We start from the raw sequence: 15,882 nt of genomic DNA, 5'->3' as shown, positions 1-15,882 counted from the left end.
GGGTTGCCGTCGTGCGACGATTCGTCAGCGGCGTGAGTCGCGGATCGGCACATACGGGGAAATGCGATGTACAAATTCGAGGTCTACAAGGACAAGGGCGGCGAGTTTCGGTTCCGCTTCAGGGCTTCCAATGGCGAGGTGATGTTCAGCTCGGAAGGCTATTCGGCCAAGGCATCGGCGCTGAAGGCGATCGAGTCGATCAAGAAGAACACGCCCGGCGCCACGGTGGAGGATCAGACCACGGCGGTCGCCTGACGGGCGGCATTTCCACGGCGGGCCGATAGGTCGGCCCGTCTCCAGCCTGTTGTTCCAGCATGATCTCTGGCTGCCTGCTTGTCGATCATGCGCTGGTCGTTGCAACTGCGCATCGTGGCTCGTGACGTGCTCCGGCCGATGCGCCAGAACCTGGAGAGACAAATGGGTATCGAAAGCTTGCTCGTCTTCCTGATCGTCGGCGCCGTTGCCGGCTGGCTCGCCGGCCAGTTGGTCAAGGGCTACGGCTTCGGCCTGATCGGCAACATCGTGGTCGGTATCGTCGGCGCGCTGATCGCCGGCTGGCTGCTTCCGACGATCGGCATCAGCCTGGGCTCGGGCATCATAGCTGCCATCATCCATGCCACCATCGGCGCGGTGATCCTGCTCGTACTGCTCAGACTGGTGAAACAAGCCTAGCGAAACCACCCGAGACGTAGTTGCGATCGCCGGCAAGCACAGCTTCGCCGGCGATCTTTTTTGTCCCCTCTTGAAAAGGTCTGGCGGCGCTAGTCGGCGCGCTTCCGCGGCTCTGCGATCTTGCTCGCCAGTCCGAGCACGCCGAGCAACCTGATGGTCAGGTAGGTGACGTCGAATTCCCACCAGTGGTGGCCGTGGCGGGCCGAGCGCGGGTCGGCGTGGTGGTTGTTGTGCCAGCCCTCGCCATTGCTGAGCAGGCCGACGATGACGTTGTTGGTGCTGTCGTCTGTCGTGTCGTAGTTGCGGTAGCCCCAGACATGGGTGACCGAATTGACCGACCAGGTGATGTGCCAGGTAATCACGGTGCGCGCGAACACGCCCCAGACGAGCAGGCTGAGGCCGAGCTGGATCGCCTCGTCAGTCGTGCCGCCGGTGATCAGGCTCGCGGCGACGCCGCCGCCGAAGAAAGCTGCCCAGGACGCGATGATGATGCCGAGATAGACATGCGGCTTGTCGAGCTTGCGGTAGAACGGGTCGCGAACGATGTCTTTGGCGTAGCGGCCGTAGATCTGCATGCGCTCCATGTCGGGCGACTTGACCAGCAGCCAGCCGATATGGGCCCAGAGGAAGGTGACGATCGGGCTGTGCGGATCCGGCTCCTCGTCGGCGTGCTCATGGTGGCGGCGGTGCACCGCAACCCAGCGCGCCGGCGTGTCCTGGAAGGCGCAGACGGCGATGATCGCAAGCCCGTGCTCGAGCCATTTCGGGCAGGTGAAGCCGCGATGGGTGAGAAGCCTGTGGTAGCAGAGGTTGATGCCGAGCGTGCCGAAGACATAGATGCCGGCGATGCAGAGGATGACGCCGGTCCAGCTGAAGAACCAGGGCAGCAAGGCGTAGAGCGCGACGACATGATAGAAGGCGAGGCCGCTCAAATTGAGCCAGTCGATGCGGGCCAGAAGCGGTCGGCGCGCAATTGCGGGCGTGGCGGACGACGCCGCGATCTGGTCGGACATAGATGCTCCCATTTGCGGCCCGGATCGCTTCCCCACGATCGAGCCGCCTCCTCCGTTTCGGGCGAGGTTGCGCAGTTTCTAATTCAGGGTCAAGGTACGTTTGGAATTACCCCGAAATATGAATGTGGACGGTGGGCCGTGGCGGCGACCTACTGCTTTTGCGGATGCGGGGTTGGCCGGATCATCGGGGAAGGTAGATCGCCCAAGAATGTGCCTGGGACGCCGCGGACACGGAAGTTCCACAGCCGTCGATCCAGGCGCTGGAACTCCCGCAAAGGGAGCTGCGCTGGCTGGACAATCAGTCGTGATGCAGGCAGTCGTCGCAGAGGCCGAACTTCCAGGCGGCAGCGGTGACGCCGATGAAGCGATTATGACAATGGACGCATTCCATGTTGCCATATCCCCGCGGCGAAGGCGGTGACAGAGATCTTTGCGCCGCGATGTAAGTCTCGCGCCGACGCACCAACTCTTCGCGGACATCACGCCGCGAATAGGATACTTGAATTGCCATGACTGCCACCGCCCACTGAACTGATCTAGCCCTGCGCAATAGTCGCTGATGTTTCCCTTGGGTCAATTAGATCGATGGATTGACGTGGATCGCAACAGGCTGTGTCATCCCATCGGACCTGTGCCCGACGACCCCAGGCGCCGCTGCCGCTGCTGAGCGTTTCAGCCTTGGCTTCCAGCCAGTGGCGGATATCGGCGGGAACATCCGTCGATCCGTTGAGCAGCGGATTGCGCGCCGTGCCTGGTAAAGACGTCGTGATAGTGGACGATCGACAACGGCAAGCGTTGCTGTTCGGCCGGAATCGGGTCGAACAGGTGGTGCGGAAAGTTGTGCGGTGCCGACAAGGTGCGCATCGTCAGGCCGCTGCCCGGCATGGCCAGCGACAGGCAGGCCTGCGAACTGTCCCACAGCTCGCTTCCCCGGGCGGAAACGACCCCGTGGCCCGCCTCGACACGATGGCTGACATTGGGCGCGAGCTTTGCTGCCACCGAACGCTCGAAACAGCCGAGTAGCCGAGGATACGGTCTTCTCGCCGAACCACGACGAGGCCGCCATATTAGCTCGCTTTGACCCCAGCCTTGTCGACGGTGGTCTCGATCATCGGCACCAGGTCGTAGTCGACGCCCAAAGTCCGGGACGGCGCCTGCCAATAACCGTCCCGAGGATCGGTCGTCGCGGCCATATGTGCACATGCCCTTGACGTCGACGGAGCCGAAGGGCGGCCGCAGCAACTTCCAGTGCCAGATCAGGTTCACGGCAGAACAGCATGTCGCTGTCCAGGCCGACAAAAGGCAGGGGCGAAAAGCAGATGGTGGCGGAACGACACGATCCCCCTTGTTTTCAATGGGCCTTCACCGCAGCACCTGCTTGCGGCCGGTGGGGTGGTAGGCAAAGTCGTCGACCACCGCGCCGCCGAGCAGATGTTCGGTGACTATGCGGTCGACGGCGGCCTCGGTGACCCCGCCGTAATAGGTGCCTTCGGGAAAGACCTGCAGCACCGGTGCCAGGTTACAGGGGCCAAGGCAGGTCGATTTGGCGCTCATCGTGCCGTCGCCGGTCACGCGCAGCTTCTGGCGGTCCTGCTGGTTGCGCAGGTGGCCCCAGATCAGGTCCGCGCCGGCGGCATTGCACGGGCCGCCCTGGCAGACCAGCACGCGGCGTTTCTGCGCCGGCACGAGCGAGCCCTCCGGCGCCAGCCTGTCGAGCGGCGGGATGGGCGGCGTCGCGTCGGCGCCGGTGACGAGGTCGGCCATCATTGCAGCCAGCAGCGGGCTTTCGGCGAGGCCCCGCGCGATGCGCACCGTCGGCCAAGGTGCCGCGTCCTCGGCCTGCCACCGGCGCAGCGACTTGGTGAGCCAGGCATTGAAGCTGGGCTCGATCGGCAGCATCAGCGGCAGGATGAGGATATCGGAGAAATCCTGCTGGCGAAGTGCCGCAAGCGCCTCGCGCAGCGACGGCGTGCCTTGTTCGGTGAAGCCGAAGCTGGTGTGATCGACGCCGGGCAACGCCGCGGCGAGATCACAGAGCTGCTGCATCTGCCTGTAGGGCGCGGCAGCAAAGGCCGACCTGGCGACGAGCACGATGGCACGTCTGGCCTGGGACTGCGCGGTCTCAACTTCGGTATTGTGCAAACGATCGATCCCTGGCCTGACTGCGGTCGGGATTGTCGCAACGCATGTTGGTGAAAGGCGATGGCCGATAGCGCCGCCTGCACGAACCTGCGCTCCGGTGGTACACCCCGCCCACGAAACATCACTCGGTCAGGCAGGTCTCCTGGCTCGCGGGTCTCGGCTCATTGCCTGCCTTCCCGGCCGTCGGCCAGTGACACAATCGGCAATGCGGCTCACCGCTTACAGTTGCGGGGCAGCTTCGGTTTCGCACCGAATTCCCTCTTAGCTTCCGCCCGAAAGCAGAAGAACCATAACCGCGCGGCAAGCTATATGCGGGCAGACGCAAGTCAAGGGTTGTCGATGGACAAGTACCTAGGCCAGCAATGCGCTGCCTTGCGATCGCTTGGTGTTGCTGCACATGGTCCGGCGATGGACGACGATTGCCAAGCAGCCCTTCCGATCATGACCGTGCGCCATCGGGGCGCACCGGTAGAGACCGGAGATGGACATGCACCACAAGCGGAATAAGCCCAGGAATGCCAGGGCCGGCTGCCTTCTGTGCAAACCGCACAAGGCGAACGGCGCCTGCCCGAGGCATATCGACATGAAAATCGGCAACCGGCGTCGATATGAAGCGGGAAGCTCGCAGCTGCGATGTGAAGGCGTCCGCGGCTGATAAGCTTGTCTGCGCGACATCGGATGTGCGAGGGGACGCGCCCGCCCATTGATTGGGGGGGCAGGGCGGGCGCTAAGCTCGGGTGGTCCAAGGTGGGGTAAGGACGAGGTGAGCCTGTAGGTCGTTTAGAGGTTCCTAACGTAAGGTCAACCAACGCCAGCGAGCGGACGGCGCGGTCGTTCAACTTCTCGTGTAGAGCGGCTGGATCGCAAGCGGCGTCGAGCCCGTTCAGGGCAATCTGAGCGGCCGTCCACCGGTGCGTTGCCAGGACACCGGCGAGTGTCGTGAGTTACCGCCAACGTGAGACGCTGGAAACGGCCACCAGGCGGGTCGCCAGAATGATTGCAGAGCAGCTTTGGCCTGTTTTCGTGGGCACCCCACCAATGTGGCCCGGCATGCAATCGCGACAGCCACAGGTGAGGATCGGAGGTGTCGATGATGTGCGCGGCGGCGGCTCACCGCGTGGGCGAACGCTTCGCCGGAGGCATTGGAGCAGGCGCGCGACGAGCTTGCCGCACATGCGCGCCGTTGGCAGTGAGGACTGAAGTTACCGCTTCGCGGTGTCCGCGCTGCTCGCCAGGCTGGCCGGAAGGGGCTTGCTCGAGCATTTCAGATGCATGTTCCGGGCGAATTGCTTGCGCATCTTGGCGCGATGTTCCTTACCGGCCATGGCGATGCCGAGCCCGTATGGGCCAAGCAGCAGCCCTGCCGATACGCTCAGCGTTTCTTTCTCTTGCGCTGCGTAGTTCGCCGCCTCAACTCGAGCTTTCGTGCAGTCCGCTGACCGCCATTTGGGATCCTTGGCGGAGAGTGTGGTGGCATAGTCGGCAGGCTGGGATGCACAGCCGGCAACTGCGAGCATCGTCACCGCAGCGAGCAGTTTGGCCTTCATCTATGAGTCCTTGCTAAACATCCGTCCATCAACACCGACAGGGCTGATTCCGCAAGGGGCGGTGGCAGAACACCAACCTAGGAATACGCCTCTTTATCATAAGGAAACAAAGTTGCCTGAATTGAGGGCGTCGGCTATGCAGGGGTGTCTTAAGGGAGGAGAATACCATGGCGAACAAAACAATCCTCAAATTTGGCCAGCCGGAAGGTGCCGATTCCAACGACCTACCGGGATGGGTGGTGGTCGACGGAAAGCCGACGATGAAGACGGCCGTCCAGCATACGACCGGGGATGGCAAGGTGCTGTCGGGAACGTGGCAGGCCACGCCAGGCACCTACCACGCCAGCTACACCGACTACGAGTTCGTCCACATGATCTCGGGTCGCATCATCATCACGCCGGATGGCGGCACGCCCGTCGAGGTTGGGCCGGGCGACGCGTTCGTCGTGGAAGCGGATTTCAGGGGCACCTGGAAGATCATCGAGCCGGTGACGAAGCACTTCGTCGTTACGCTGGGATCGTAGGAAACACCGCGCAACCGGCGGGGATATCTCCATCGGCTGTCGAAGAAGGCTGCCGGCCGGCTCGTGCACGCGGGCGAACGCCTGATTGATTCGACCTGGTTCCGACAGTGAGCGGAACCAGGCGCACCGGTGATGCCTTGCTGGCTTAATTTCCTTGGGAAAAGGCTGGTGCAGCTTTGAATGATCAAACAACGCGAGATGCATCGCGCATGTTGCGTTCCCCGGCCGAGAATGAGCACCTTTCCAGGCTTTGCGGCCAGGACTGATCGCTCGCTGCGCGACCACCACAACATCACCGTCGACCTTGTCCGCAGCTACTGCGAGCCACCACCTGTGCTTGCAGAAGGTTGACCTTTGCCCGAGCTGGTTTATTTAGGCCCCGGGCAGGTATGGGGTGGTAATTCATGTTGGCAGTGGTGAATTCGCTGTGGATCGGCAACAGATTGGGGCCGGTCCACGCGGGGTGTCTGAGGTCGTTTCTTCGAAATGGGCATCGTGTCGTTCTGCATGTGTTTGACCGGCCGGAGGACGTGCCTGAAGGCGTCGAACTTTTCGACGCCCAACGGTTGATGGCTCGATCGGAAATCGTTGCGCATGAGACGACCGGTAGCCTGGCTTTGGCGTCGGATATCTATCGGTACCGCATCCTGCGGGCGGGCCTCGGCATATACGTGGATTGCGATGTCTATTGCCTGAGGCCGATCCAGCAGGAGGAATTCCTCTTCGGCTGGGAATCCGACAAGGCGATCAATGGCGCCGTGCTGGGGCTGCCTTCGCAGCATCCGGCGCTCAATGAGCTGATCGCGGCATCCAGCGATCCTCATTTCATTCCATGGTGGTATCGAAGCACAAAGAGACGGTTGCTGCGCCTGCGCAAGGCCATGCGCCTGCCTGTCCCGGTATCCCGCCATCGTTGGGGTGTCATTGGACCGCAACTGTTGACCAACGTCACCCGGCGCCACGAAATTGCAGCTTCGGCCAAGCCGATCGATGTGTTCTATCCGGTCAGCTACCAGAACACCAACCTGCTCTTCGATCGCGGGCTGTCCTGGCCCGATATAGCAACCAATCGGACGCTTGGCGTTCATTTGAGCGCGTCGGTCATATCAGGACGCGAAATCATACGCGGCAGCCTTCTGGACGCCGTTGTCACTCAATAGCTCGTTTCGAGACTGCACTGATGTCGCTGAAGAGCCGGCTAAGCTCCTTTCGTCGTGTATATCTGACTGCGCGCACCGTCGACACGCCGCCGACGCTTCTGTTCTGGTGGGGAAGCTACGGCTACAGGGGCGGTCCGACGATCGGCGACCTGATGGCGGTCGACAACCTGTCATCGAGGCTGCGTCTGGGCGGCGTCGAGCACGCCGTCATTTCGCATCCGGAACTGCAGATTCCGGGCCATCTGCCGGTTGATGATCTCTATGCGATCAAGCCTGCGAAAAAGCTCGTGTTCGTCTGTGGTCCGATCACCTACAGTCGCGACCTGAACGACCTTTTGTCTGTCCACAGGCATGCGACCAAGATCGCGGCAGGCGTCAGCGTCCTTCCCAATCACGCCAGGATGAATCGCCGCTTCCATCACATTGTTGGCCGTGATGGCGTCGATCCACCGTATTTCGATCTCGCCGTTTCGGAGGCCGTTGAACCCACTGGAAAGGAGCGGCTCGAGACCGCAGGTGTTTGCCTGCGTGGCCCTCAAGGCGAGTATGGCGCCAGGCGAGTTGCGATGGCACCTCAGGCATTGGCGATGTTCCAAGATGTGGTGCGCGGGTCGACGCTACACCCGATCGAAATCGACACGGTGCTATCACCTGAGAATGGTCCTGGGAAGATCCATGCCGGGTTCGCACGATCCGACATCGTGCTGACGACCCGCATGCATGGGGCGCTGTTGGCGCTCGCCGCAGGAAAGCCGGTGATTGCGATCGATCAGGTTCCCGGTGGAGCTAAGGTTTCAGCCGTGGTCGGCAGGACCGGTTGGCCATTTGTGTTCCACGCGGATAAGGTGTCTGCCGAAACGGTGCGGGCGGCTCTTGACGAATTGCGCACCGGCAATTGGCGGGCCCAGCTGGTCGGAGCCCAGGCCAGGATCCGTACGCTTGTCGAAGATGCTCTCGCGGCAAGCGTCGACGCCATCGCGGACTGATCCGTCTGCACCTCGTGGGGCGAAGGACAGTCCCGAAATGGGCATAGATTTCCGATGCCGCGTGGGCATCTTGAAGGAGCTGATTTTCCTGGGAAACTGGTGCCGCTTGCGTGACTCGAACACGCGACCCATCATTACGAATTTTATCACGACGTGTTTCCCCCGATGCGCCTCAAGTTTACCCATTCTTGATTCAGCGAGATAAATCAATGGATTGCTGCTTTATCTCATTTACCGGCGCTTGACGGGAGCGGCGGAAATTTGATTTCAGTTGGTTCCGCCGTTGGACCACATCTTCCGGGATTGATGGGGTCACGCTTTGCCGAAGCTCACCAAGCGCATTGTCGACGCACTCGAACCTGACCAGTCTGGCGAGCAAAGTCTTTGGGACACGGAGCTTAAGGGCTTCGGTGTCCGCATGATGCCCACCGGGGTGGCGTCGTCCATCATCAAGTACCGTACCGTCGAAAACCGCCACCGCAAGATGACGCTAGGGCGGGTTGGGACGCTCACCCCTGACGAGGCCCGGCAGCTTGCCCGCGAGAACCTGACAGAGGTCAGCATGGGCGGCGACCCTTCTGCAGAAAAGAAAGCAGCTGCGCAAGACCGCTATCCTCTCCGAGGTCTGCGACGAATATCTGAATGACGCGAAAGCCCAAGGCGATGAGGTTTCCAGTCGCCCTCAAGGACGGTGGCTGTGCCTCCCCGTCCTAGATATTTGCCACCGTATCGCTGTTCCGTCGCGGGAACCTCTCGTTTGTATTCTTCGAACATCGCGGAATCCGTGACATCGACGTCGGCGATGAAGTACGCGGCCATGACGTATCTCCTTCAGCGCTGAGTGCCAACTGATTGTACGCCTTAGGAGCAAGGGGCGATGCCTCGATTCATTAGTTTTCGTTGATATGCCCGCCAGACGGGCATAAGCTGGATATGGCATAGGGGCCGTGCCTCCCAAGATGCGGCGTTTCATACGTCCAACGGAGGCTTAGATGAAAAAGCTTACCACGCTCACGATTGCTCTTGCGCTTGCTGTCTCGGCATTTTCCGCCCCTGCTTTTGCGGTGAAGAATGGTTTTGACAGCGAGACCACCACCACATCGGGACAGGGGAATGGCGGCAACACAAACGACAGCGCCAATCCCGACAACAGTGGCCAGACAAGCACCACGACCGAGACGTCTGGACCGCACGGGCAACTGAAGCAGGGCGAGACCTCGTGCAATAATTGCACGACGACAACGACGACTGATCTGCCCGGTAAGAACAGGTAGGCGCTCAGGGGGCAGGGTAACCTGCCCCTTTAATTGCCGGGCGCCACTTCGGTTGCCGAGCGTTCACGTTTGACTTAGGTCACGCGCTCCCGTCTGTCTCTCCGTCTTCCTCGAGGATGCGCACCGGCAGGTAGTCACCCCTTTTGCAGCCACTCGCGGCTGAGTTTACCGGCCGTTAACGCTGCCGCGGCACCATGGCTGAAGCGGCCATGTTTGCAGTACCGCCGACTAACCACCCAATCACCCCGCTGCCGAAAGGTGGCGGGCCTTTTTGGTTTTTTGGGGAACCTCAGCCCAAATCGTGGATTATCAGAAAGCCTGCACAAGGCGACGTGGTCCTGTCCCTTTCGGCCACGTTCAAGGTGAAAGCCTGCCGGAGTTTTACCCACGGCAGGCTTTCACATATCTCGGAACCATTCCCGTATTGCCGAATTTATGATGCCGGAGCGACCCGACAACCCCCCGCCGTCGCTCGCTCCTGAGCAGCAGGCCTGCCGCTTCTTACCAATCGGAAGCGGTAGGCCTTTGCGTGAAAAAGGTAGGCGAAATGACCGACGAACCAAGGGAACCGCTTAGCATGGGAGACTTCTTGGTTCGTCGCTTGATGGAAGAGACCGGCATCACTGAACAACAAGCTCGTAAGCTTGTTGCGGATCTCGGATATCAGTGGTCATCCCTTGTAAGGGAAGCCCGGTTCCTGGCGAAAAAACGCTAACGCCGGTACGCTTGGTCCTATCCGACCTTCCTGATGCGCCCCTTGTCGATCCGAAATATTCCGCTCGCGCCACCCTGGCGCTCGAAGTCGGTTTGCAGCTCATCCCAAATGCCAAGATGCTGGCCGCAGTCCTCACACGAGATTGGCGTATCCGGCTCTACATTCTCAGGGATACGTAGGCGAATAGTGCCGCAATGAGGGCATTCGAGCTTATGATTGAGGTACTGAGCGTCGCCCATGATCAGATCCTCCGGCTATGCCTAATCGTATTCAGGCGAGGACGGATTTCAAGGGGTGAGGATTGCGGAAGCGGCCCGCTTGGTTGTTGCCAAGTCGGGCCGCCCGCATTGCGTGGTGGGGTGGGCATGGCAGCCGACGCAATACTCAACTCTTGGATTTAGGCCTTGCATCGACGTCGCACCTCACCGTGCAAAGCCTACTGTTGCTCGCGCGGGGGTTGCGGGCAATAGCCCAAAGGATGAGGGCAACCTAGCCAATTCGTAAGCGCTGCCACCCGCACATCGAGGATCGGGCTTGCCGGCAACGTTTGCCATCACTCCATGTCGGGGACTTCGCCGGCCCTGTAGAGGATCGTGGGCTCGCCATTCAAGTCTTCCCGATGTGCAATGGCGCCAAACTTGGGAAGACCAGTCACGAGTTGCACAAGGCTCCGTTGCCCTCGGTGATAGGGCACTGGCACGCTGATCGTCCAGCTCTGGACCGACGGCCTGCCGAAAACGCCAATGGATTACACCGCTCCCGCCATGGTCCTGCTGCGCTCAGCACAAAAAAACCCCGGCCGAAGCCGGGGCAAAGAGCACGGATCAGTCGCGCTTCAAAACTTGTATGAGAGACCGACACGGACAGCATGGAACTGCGGGTCGTGGTCATAGGTAAAGCCTGGGAAAGCGACGGTCGACAAATTGGAAACGCTCCCGAGGTCGGTATACCGATATTCCAGACGTGTGGTGATGTTGTCCGTGACGGCATACTCAATGCCCGCGCCCGCAGTCCAACCGACTTTCGTCTCGTCAAAAGATTCAAACGTCGTGCCCGCGCTGACATAGGTATATTCGAGGTTGGCAAAGGCGGCGCCTACAGTGCCGTAGACCAGCAGACGCTCCATCGGAACGAAACCAAGTCGGCCACGAATGGACGCCTGCCAGTTCATATCGAAATCAGTGCCATTGCCGTTGTCGAGGCGGTATCCACCATCGACAGCGGCGAACTCGAAATCGCCCTCGATACCGTAGACCATCTGTCCTGACTGCCAGTTGTAACCGGCGTGGACACCCCCAATAAAGCCATCGCTGTCGAGGTCTTCATCGAAACCAGTGGCGACGCCACCGAAGAACTCTTCGGTGTGGTCTCTACCCCACTGCCAACCGGCTTGAATACCGACATATCCACCCGTCCAGACAAAGCCCGCTGGGACGATAGGAGCAGGCTCTTCGATCACGACATCTGCCGCGTTAGCAGATCCGGCGATTGCCAAAAGAAAGGTAGTCGCGACAAGGAAGTTTTTCATCCAGGTACCCCTTCAGTTAAGAGTTGCCGCAAGCATTACGTAGCGGAACTAATTTAGCAAACGCAATCTACTTCCGCGACTGACCGTTGGCGCTCTCTAGTTGCGATTCTGCAACTTGTTCAGCCCCCCCTCTCCCCCTCAGGAGGGGGCAATTTCCTACACCGGGTATATCTGTAGAGGTAATCGCTACTGGCGTTTGGAGGCTGCCTCGGGCGTCATGATGCCCCCAGAGCGTTTGCCCGCGTCAAAATCAATAAATGTACTTCCCCATCAATCCTTTTAACTTCTGTGGAAACTGCGGATTGCCGGAGATATGGCTAGTACAAGCGAAGGTAAATGACAGACGCTCCTGTCGGCGGCGGGCATCCCGAGGAGGAGCGGCACGATGCAAGGAGCACTGGAACACTCACCTGTTCGACATCACCGGGTGGTGCGTCGACATTCAGACTGGACTTTGAAAGAGCACGAGGTCGTCGTCTCTCACTGGCCAAACATGGATGAAATTAAAAAGCGGCTCCCACACCGGTCGCAGCATGCGATTGCGAGCTTCGCCAGCAAATATAATCTCAGAAAGCAAATACACTTCTGGACGACGACGGAAGATGCGCTGCTTCGAAAACGCGTCCGGGAGAATGTTCCTCGCGAACAGATCGCCAAGGAACTCGGGCTGACGCTCAACCAGGTCAGCAACCGTATGCAGTACGCCAATATTCGTTATGGTCGCCGACCGCCGGCGAGCACAGGGCATTTGGTAATGGACGCCATCTTCCAGCGCGCTGCAGCCTTAAACATGTCACGGAGAGACCTGGACGAAATGTGCAAGTCAGGCGGCGCCTTCGCGGGCTGGAGTCCAGCACGAGGTATTCACAATCGTCACCTATGGCGCGCCGTGAAAGAGCTGGATGGGCACTTCATCGTCGAATGGAGCGTCCTGTGAGCGAGTTCTTCCGGCGCCGTGTTGAGGCGACTATAGAACATCTAATCGAGGTCCTGGACGAATTGGACGGCGACACTGATCTTGAGCCAGAAGCGAATGAAGAGCCTCATGACCGCGAGGCCGATCCGGCTGAAGACGGAATCGCTGACAGGGCCTCTATGGCGTTCGTTCTGGCCGAAAATGCAAAGAGGATCGGACGACGAAAAAGGTAGCCTTGATCGATCACGCACCAATGCCCCGGGGGTGAGCCACCGGGGCATTTTCTGTTGTCGGGAAATGCACGTACCGACACTTCTGCCAATCGTAGACCAGTCCTGCCGGACGCCTGAAGCGTCGTGATATCTCTTTGGTGCCCTCGTGCATGGCCTGCTGGCGCTTCGCCTTCCTGATCCTGGGAAGGTCTTCGGTGTGGGTCTTCACCTGGGCGCAGTCGTAGTGTGCCGGGCCGCAGTTGGTGTTGACGTCCTTGCCGAGCAAGGCGAGCGCTCGCTTGTGCTCGACGACCCAACGGTCGTTGTAGCGATGGATTTGCCTGCCGCAGAGGCAACATGGCGCCACGTTGTGGCCGGTGCAATTCTCCGAAAAGATGTGCTGGCGGCGCTTGTTCGTCATTCGCTGGCGCGGTGTGTTCGCGGGCGGGCTGGTTCCGCCATGGTTCCGCGACCGGAACAACGGCGTTGTTCGCGGCTTCTGCCGGCCAGCAAGTATCTGATATCGCTTGGGATTTTGGTGCCGCTTGCGTGACTCGAACACGCGACCCCATCATTACGAATGATGTGCTCTACCAACTGAGCTAAAGCGGCTTCCAGGCAACGCAGCCTGGCGGCCGCGCGACGGTGTGTGCCTGATAACTTCAAAGCGCTGCGATTGCAAGACGCCTTCTGAGGCTTTCGACAGGCGGGACAAACGTGCTGCCTGCCGGATATTCAGCGCGCCGGACGGCACCGGAACAGGTCGGGCGCCGACGGTTAACGGATGTTGTCAGCCCGTGATGCGGGCCTTGGCCGCAGCGTATTCGGTGGCGAGGCGCTCGACCAACTCGGCGACGGGCACGACCTTGTCGACGGCGCCGATACCCTGGCCGCAGCCCCAGATGTCCTTCCAGGCCTTGTACTTGCCGGCTTCCTCGAAATCCATCTTGGAGGGATCTGAGACAGCGAGGTTGTCGGGGTCCATGCCGGCGGCGCGGACCGAGCCCTTGAGGTAGTTGCCGTGGATGCCGGTGAACAGATTGGAGTAGACGATGTCGGCGGCCTTGGATTCGACGATCATCTGCTTGTAGTCGTCGCCGGCGCGCGCCTCCTCGGTGGCGATGAAGGGCGAGCCGATATAGGCGAGATCAGCGCCCATGGCCTGTGCCGCGAGCACCGCACCGCCATTGGCGATGGCTCCGGACAAAAGCAGCGGGCCGTCGAACCACTGGCGGATTTCCTGGATCAGGGCGAAGGGCGACAGCGTGCCGGCATGGCCGCCGGCACCGGCCGCGACCGCAATCAGGCCGTCGGCGCCCATCTTGATCGCCTTGCGGGCATGGCGGTCATGGATGATGTCGTGCAGCACGATGCCGCCATAGGAGTGTACCGCCTGGTTGACCTCCTCGACAGCACCCAGCGACGAGATGACGACCGGCACCTTGTACTTCACGCACAGGCGCAGATCGTGCTCGAGCCGCTTGTTGGACTTGTGGACGATCTGGTTGACGGCGAAGGGGGCTGCCGGACGGTCGGGACTGGCGGCGTCATGGGCGGCGAGATCTTCGGTCACCATCGCCAGCCATTCGTCGAGCTGGGCCTCTGGGCGGGCGTTGAGCGCCGGAAACGAGCCGACGATGCCGGCCTTGCATTGGGCCAGCACCAGTGGCGGATGCGAGATGATGAACAAAGGCGCGCCGACGACGGGAACACGCAGGTTTTTCTTGAGGATGTCAGGCAATGCCACGCGTCTCTCCCGGGTCTAGAAATTGACGTTTCCGTAAACGTCACTCCATATAGCAGATCGGGCACGATCGACAATGCACGAGTCTGGGCACGAGTATGGGCACGAGTATGGGCACGAGTCCTGGACACCAGTCCGCCGGGGCTTGCCGTCGCCGGTTTGCGGCGTCCGCTGCGAGGCGCGACTTGTTTTGCCGGCCTTGCCGCCCATTGCACCCATTTTGGCCGACATTTCGCTCGCGGTGCCGTTGATTGATGTCTTTTCTGCCGCTAACCATCTGGCAACACTGGCGCGTTGCGAGGAACATCGGTTGGATTCGATCGAAAAAGCGATCCGGAACGCTTTCGAAAAAGGCGATCCCGAGAATCGCGAGTTTCGCGAAAAGGTCTATCGTGCCGCCTTCGGTGCGCTCGACCGCGCGCTCAAGGCCAATCCGGCGATGACCGTGGAGGCGGCGATCGGCCGCCGCAAGTCACTGCAGGCAAAGATCACCGAGATCGAATCGGAATTCATGCCCGCGGCCCCAGCGGTTTCGCTCGGCCAGGCCGGCGCGGCCCCGGCGCCTGATATCTCGCTCGACGGCAATGGCGCCGCGAGCGCACCGTCGGTTTCGATCGGCACCCCGGCGGCGGGTATCACCCCCGTCGTGCCCGACATCATGCCCGACGCAGTGTTGCCCGGCGGACCGCCGATCGCAATCACGGAGAAGCGCAGCCGCGCGGAACGGCGCGCCGCCGACCGTGCCAGCGCGCGGGCCGAACGGCGCCGGCCTTATGCCGCGATGTTTCTTGCCGTCACCTTGCTTGCCATGGGCGGCATCGGCGCCTGGTGGGCGGTCCAGACCGGCCAGTTCAAGTCGGCGGCCGAGATCGACACCTCGGTGCACAATCCGCCCAAGCAGCTTGAAAGCGAGGACTTTTCGCCGACCGATGCCGGGCCGGCGCGGCCCGGCGAGGTCGACCAGTCGCGCAACTGGATCACCGTGTTCACGCCGACCGACCCGACCGATGTCAGCGCGCCGGGTGGTACCTCGGCCGAGGTTGCCAAGGACGACACCGGCAGCTTCCTGCGCATCCGCTCGGGCAACACCGGCTCGGCGATCGTCTTCGACGTCGGCCGCGGCGTGCTCGAACAGATCGCCGGAAAGCATGCGGTGTTCGACATCATTGCGCGCGCCGAGGACGGCAAGGAAACGCAGATGGCCGTCGACTGCAATTTTGGCGAGCTCGGCGACTGCGGCCGCAAGCGCTACCTCGTCGGCTACCAGCGCGGCGAGTACCTGTTCGAGATGGACGTGCCCGACAAGGAACCGGGTGCTGCCGGCACCATCGCCATCAACTCCGACCTGACCAAGGAAGGCAAGGCCGTCGACATCTACGAGATCAGGGTGTCGGTGACGGAGTAGTGCGGCCTCGCGGCGGCAACGATTTCGTTCGACGTCAGGTTTTC

Annotated in this window: 22 protein-coding genes, 1 tRNA gene and 1 riboswitch; of the genes, 11 read left to right on the top strand and 12 right to left on the bottom strand. The window is 61.1% G+C overall.

The annotated features are described in order from the left end of the window. Nucleotides 1–66 precede the first annotated feature (66 nt). Nucleotides 67–255, top strand: a complete 189-nt coding sequence (locus IG197_RS09630) for a YegP family protein (protein ID WP_067965471.1) — start codon at nucleotides 67–69, stop codon at nucleotides 253–255. A 162-nt stretch (nucleotides 256–417) separates the two neighbouring features. Continuing rightward, complete coding sequence (locus IG197_RS09625) at nucleotides 418–672, top strand: GlsB/YeaQ/YmgE family stress response membrane protein (RefSeq protein WP_067967117.1); 255 nt, start codon at nucleotides 418–420, stop codon at nucleotides 670–672. Nucleotides 673–761: 89 nt separating this feature from the next. Here the strand turns inward: IG197_RS09625 and IG197_RS09620 are convergent, their stop codons facing one another. From IG197_RS09620 to IG197_RS09600, 6 genes are all read right to left on the bottom strand, one after another. Further along, nucleotides 762–1,685: a fatty acid desaturase gene (locus IG197_RS09620; protein WP_246765349.1), complete on the bottom strand. Its 924-nt coding sequence runs from the start codon at nucleotides 1,683–1,685 to the stop codon at nucleotides 762–764. 298 nt (nucleotides 1,686–1,983) lie between these two features. Continuing rightward, nucleotides 1,984–2,196: a hypothetical protein gene (locus tag IG197_RS09615; RefSeq protein WP_192318485.1), complete on the bottom strand. Its 213-nt coding sequence runs from the start codon at nucleotides 2,194–2,196 to the stop codon at nucleotides 1,984–1,986. A 161-nt stretch (nucleotides 2,197–2,357) separates the two neighbouring features. Continuing rightward, on the bottom strand, nucleotides 2,358–2,684 hold the full coding sequence (locus IG197_RS09610; protein ID WP_192318483.1) for a hypothetical protein: 327 nt from the start codon (nucleotides 2,682–2,684) through the stop codon (nucleotides 2,358–2,360). A 68-nt stretch (nucleotides 2,685–2,752) separates the two neighbouring features. After that, on the bottom strand, nucleotides 2,753–2,878 hold the full coding sequence (locus IG197_RS36645; protein ID WP_256441242.1) for a hypothetical protein: 126 nt from the start codon (nucleotides 2,876–2,878) through the stop codon (nucleotides 2,753–2,755). Between the two features lie 169 nt (nucleotides 2,879–3,047). Beyond that, nucleotides 3,048–3,827 carry a (2Fe-2S) ferredoxin domain-containing protein gene (locus IG197_RS09605; protein ID WP_246765348.1) on the bottom strand — a complete coding sequence of 260 codons (780 nt, stop codon included), beginning with the start codon at nucleotides 3,825–3,827 and terminating at the stop codon, nucleotides 3,048–3,050. 114 nt (nucleotides 3,828–3,941) lie between these two features. Next, a riboswitch (cobalamin riboswitch) is annotated at nucleotides 3,942–4,134 on the bottom strand. Nucleotides 4,135–5,029: 895 nt separating this feature from the next. Next, on the bottom strand, nucleotides 5,030–5,374 hold the full coding sequence (locus tag IG197_RS09600) for a hypothetical protein (protein WP_192318481.1): 345 nt from the start codon (nucleotides 5,372–5,374) through the stop codon (nucleotides 5,030–5,032). A gap of 167 nt (nucleotides 5,375–5,541) precedes the next feature. Between IG197_RS09600 and IG197_RS09595 the strand changes: the two genes are divergently transcribed. From IG197_RS09595 to IG197_RS09580, 4 genes are all read left to right on the top strand, one after another. Then, nucleotides 5,542–5,898, top strand: coding sequence for a cupin domain-containing protein (locus IG197_RS09595; protein ID WP_192318479.1), 357 nt, complete (start codon nucleotides 5,542–5,544; stop codon nucleotides 5,896–5,898). 404 nt (nucleotides 5,899–6,302) lie between these two features. Further along, nucleotides 6,303–7,058, top strand: a complete 756-nt coding sequence (locus IG197_RS09590) for a glycosyltransferase (protein ID WP_192318477.1) — start codon at nucleotides 6,303–6,305, stop codon at nucleotides 7,056–7,058. A 20-nt stretch (nucleotides 7,059–7,078) separates the two neighbouring features. Further along, on the top strand, nucleotides 7,079–8,044 hold the full coding sequence (locus IG197_RS09585) for a polysaccharide pyruvyl transferase family protein (protein ID WP_192318475.1): 966 nt from the start codon (nucleotides 7,079–7,081) through the stop codon (nucleotides 8,042–8,044). Nucleotides 8,045–8,363: 319 nt separating this feature from the next. Continuing rightward, nucleotides 8,364–8,690: an Arm DNA-binding domain-containing protein gene (locus tag IG197_RS09580; RefSeq protein ID WP_192318473.1), complete on the top strand. Its 327-nt coding sequence runs from the start codon at nucleotides 8,364–8,366 to the stop codon at nucleotides 8,688–8,690. Here IG197_RS09580 and IG197_RS09575 read toward each other — a convergent pair. Next, nucleotides 8,654–8,818: a DUF1330 domain-containing protein gene (locus IG197_RS09575; RefSeq protein WP_246765432.1), complete on the bottom strand. Its 165-nt coding sequence runs from the start codon at nucleotides 8,816–8,818 to the stop codon at nucleotides 8,654–8,656. The genes IG197_RS09580 and IG197_RS09575 overlap by 37 nt on opposite strands. A gap of 218 nt (nucleotides 8,819–9,036) precedes the next feature. Between IG197_RS09575 and IG197_RS09570 the strand changes: the two genes are divergently transcribed. Further along, the gene (locus tag IG197_RS09570) at nucleotides 9,037–9,318 is read left to right on the top strand and encodes a hypothetical protein (protein ID WP_192318469.1); all 282 of its coding nucleotides are present in this window, start codon (nucleotides 9,037–9,039) and stop codon (nucleotides 9,316–9,318) included. Nucleotides 9,319–9,865: 547 nt separating this feature from the next. Beyond that, entirely contained in the window at nucleotides 9,866–10,033 is a 168-nt protein-coding gene (locus IG197_RS09565) for a hypothetical protein (protein WP_192318467.1), read from the top strand. Between the two features lie 17 nt (nucleotides 10,034–10,050). On the opposite strand, the gene IG197_RS09560 is transcribed toward IG197_RS09565, so the two are convergent. Beyond that, a complete protein-coding gene (locus IG197_RS09560; RefSeq protein WP_192318465.1) occupies nucleotides 10,051–10,272 on the bottom strand; it encodes a hypothetical protein in 222 nt (73 codons plus the stop codon). Between the two features lie 596 nt (nucleotides 10,273–10,868). Next, nucleotides 10,869–11,561 (bottom strand): outer membrane protein, encoded by a 693-nt coding sequence (locus IG197_RS09555; protein WP_192318463.1) that lies wholly within the window; start codon nucleotides 11,559–11,561, stop codon nucleotides 10,869–10,871. A 385-nt stretch (nucleotides 11,562–11,946) separates the two neighbouring features. On the opposite strand from IG197_RS09555, the gene IG197_RS09550 reads away from it, so the two are divergent. Both IG197_RS09550 and IG197_RS09545 read left to right on the top strand, forming a co-directional pair. Beyond that, nucleotides 11,947–12,498 (top strand): hypothetical protein, encoded by a 552-nt coding sequence (locus IG197_RS09550; RefSeq protein WP_192318461.1) that lies wholly within the window; start codon nucleotides 11,947–11,949, stop codon nucleotides 12,496–12,498. Beyond that, on the top strand, nucleotides 12,495–12,710 hold the full coding sequence (locus IG197_RS09545; protein ID WP_192318459.1) for a hypothetical protein: 216 nt from the start codon (nucleotides 12,495–12,497) through the stop codon (nucleotides 12,708–12,710). The genes IG197_RS09550 and IG197_RS09545 overlap by 4 nt, the downstream gene beginning before the upstream one ends. A 10-nt stretch (nucleotides 12,711–12,720) precedes the next feature. Here IG197_RS09545 and IG197_RS09540 read toward each other — a convergent pair whose 3' ends face one another. The 3 genes from IG197_RS09540 to IG197_RS09530 form a co-directional block, all read right to left on the bottom strand. Further along, nucleotides 12,721–13,110 carry a hypothetical protein gene (locus IG197_RS09540; protein WP_192318458.1) on the bottom strand — a complete coding sequence of 130 codons (390 nt, stop codon included), beginning with the start codon at nucleotides 13,108–13,110 and terminating at the stop codon, nucleotides 12,721–12,723. A gap of 115 nt (nucleotides 13,111–13,225) precedes the next feature. Next, a tRNA-Thr gene (locus IG197_RS09535) sits at nucleotides 13,226–13,301 on the bottom strand. 178 nt (nucleotides 13,302–13,479) lie between these two features. Next, nucleotides 13,480–14,436 carry a nitronate monooxygenase family protein gene (locus IG197_RS09530; protein ID WP_192318456.1) on the bottom strand — a complete coding sequence of 319 codons (957 nt, stop codon included), beginning with the start codon at nucleotides 14,434–14,436 and terminating at the stop codon, nucleotides 13,480–13,482. 307 nt (nucleotides 14,437–14,743) lie between these two features. On the opposite strand from IG197_RS09530, the gene IG197_RS09525 reads away from it, so the two are divergent. Next, on the top strand, nucleotides 14,744–15,838 hold the full coding sequence (locus IG197_RS09525; protein ID WP_192318454.1) for a hypothetical protein: 1,095 nt from the start codon (nucleotides 14,744–14,746) through the stop codon (nucleotides 15,836–15,838). Nucleotides 15,839–15,882 lie beyond the last annotated feature (44 nt).

It is taken from the genome of Aminobacter sp. SR38, from assembly GCF_014843375.1.
Classification (GTDB): domain Bacteria; phylum Pseudomonadota; class Alphaproteobacteria; order Rhizobiales; family Rhizobiaceae; genus Aminobacter; species Aminobacter ciceronei.
The sequence above is the reverse complement of the archived record's forward strand: the minus strand, read 5'-3'. Positions and strand labels throughout refer to the sequence as shown.

Excerpts from the sequence above, each read along its gene's own strand:
- IG197_RS09555 (WP_192318463.1), bottom strand. The coding sequence starts at position 11,561 with ATGAAAAACTTCCTTGTCGCGACTACCTTTCTTTTGGCAATCGCCGGA.
- IG197_RS09630 (WP_067965471.1), top strand. The coding sequence starts at position 67 with ATGTACAAATTCGAGGTCTACAAGGACAAGGGCGGCGAGTTTCGGTTC.
- IG197_RS09570 (WP_192318469.1), top strand. The coding sequence starts at position 9,037 with ATGAAAAAGCTTACCACGCTCACGATTGCTCTTGCGCTTGCTGTCTCG.
- IG197_RS09575 (WP_246765432.1), bottom strand. The coding sequence starts at position 8,818 with ATGTTCGAAGAATACAAACGAGAGGTTCCCGCGACGGAACAGCGATAC.
- IG197_RS09565 (WP_192318467.1), top strand. The coding sequence starts at position 9,866 with ATGACCGACGAACCAAGGGAACCGCTTAGCATGGGAGACTTCTTGGTT.
- IG197_RS09590 (WP_192318477.1), top strand. The coding sequence starts at position 6,303 with ATGTTGGCAGTGGTGAATTCGCTGTGGATCGGCAACAGATTGGGGCCG.
- IG197_RS09615 (WP_192318485.1), bottom strand. The coding sequence starts at position 2,196 with ATGGCAATTCAAGTATCCTATTCGCGGCGTGATGTCCGCGAAGAGTTG.
- IG197_RS09600 (WP_192318481.1), bottom strand. The coding sequence starts at position 5,374 with ATGAAGGCCAAACTGCTCGCTGCGGTGACGATGCTCGCAGTTGCCGGC.
- IG197_RS09625 (WP_067967117.1), top strand. The coding sequence starts at position 418 with ATGGGTATCGAAAGCTTGCTCGTCTTCCTGATCGTCGGCGCCGTTGCC.
- IG197_RS36645 (WP_256441242.1), bottom strand. The coding sequence starts at position 2,878 with ATGGCCGCGACGACCGATCCTCGGGACGGTTATTGGCAGGCGCCGTCC.
- IG197_RS09585 (WP_192318475.1), top strand. The coding sequence starts at position 7,079 with ATGTCGCTGAAGAGCCGGCTAAGCTCCTTTCGTCGTGTATATCTGACT.
- IG197_RS09550 (WP_192318461.1), top strand. The coding sequence starts at position 11,947 with ATGCAAGGAGCACTGGAACACTCACCTGTTCGACATCACCGGGTGGTG.
- IG197_RS09560 (WP_192318465.1), bottom strand. The coding sequence starts at position 10,272 with ATGGGCGACGCTCAGTACCTCAATCATAAGCTCGAATGCCCTCATTGC.
- IG197_RS09620 (WP_246765349.1), bottom strand. The coding sequence starts at position 1,685 with ATGTCCGACCAGATCGCGGCGTCGTCCGCCACGCCCGCAATTGCGCGC.
- IG197_RS09595 (WP_192318479.1), top strand. The coding sequence starts at position 5,542 with ATGGCGAACAAAACAATCCTCAAATTTGGCCAGCCGGAAGGTGCCGAT.
- IG197_RS09540 (WP_192318458.1), bottom strand. The coding sequence starts at position 13,110 with ATGACGAACAAGCGCCGCCAGCACATCTTTTCGGAGAATTGCACCGGC.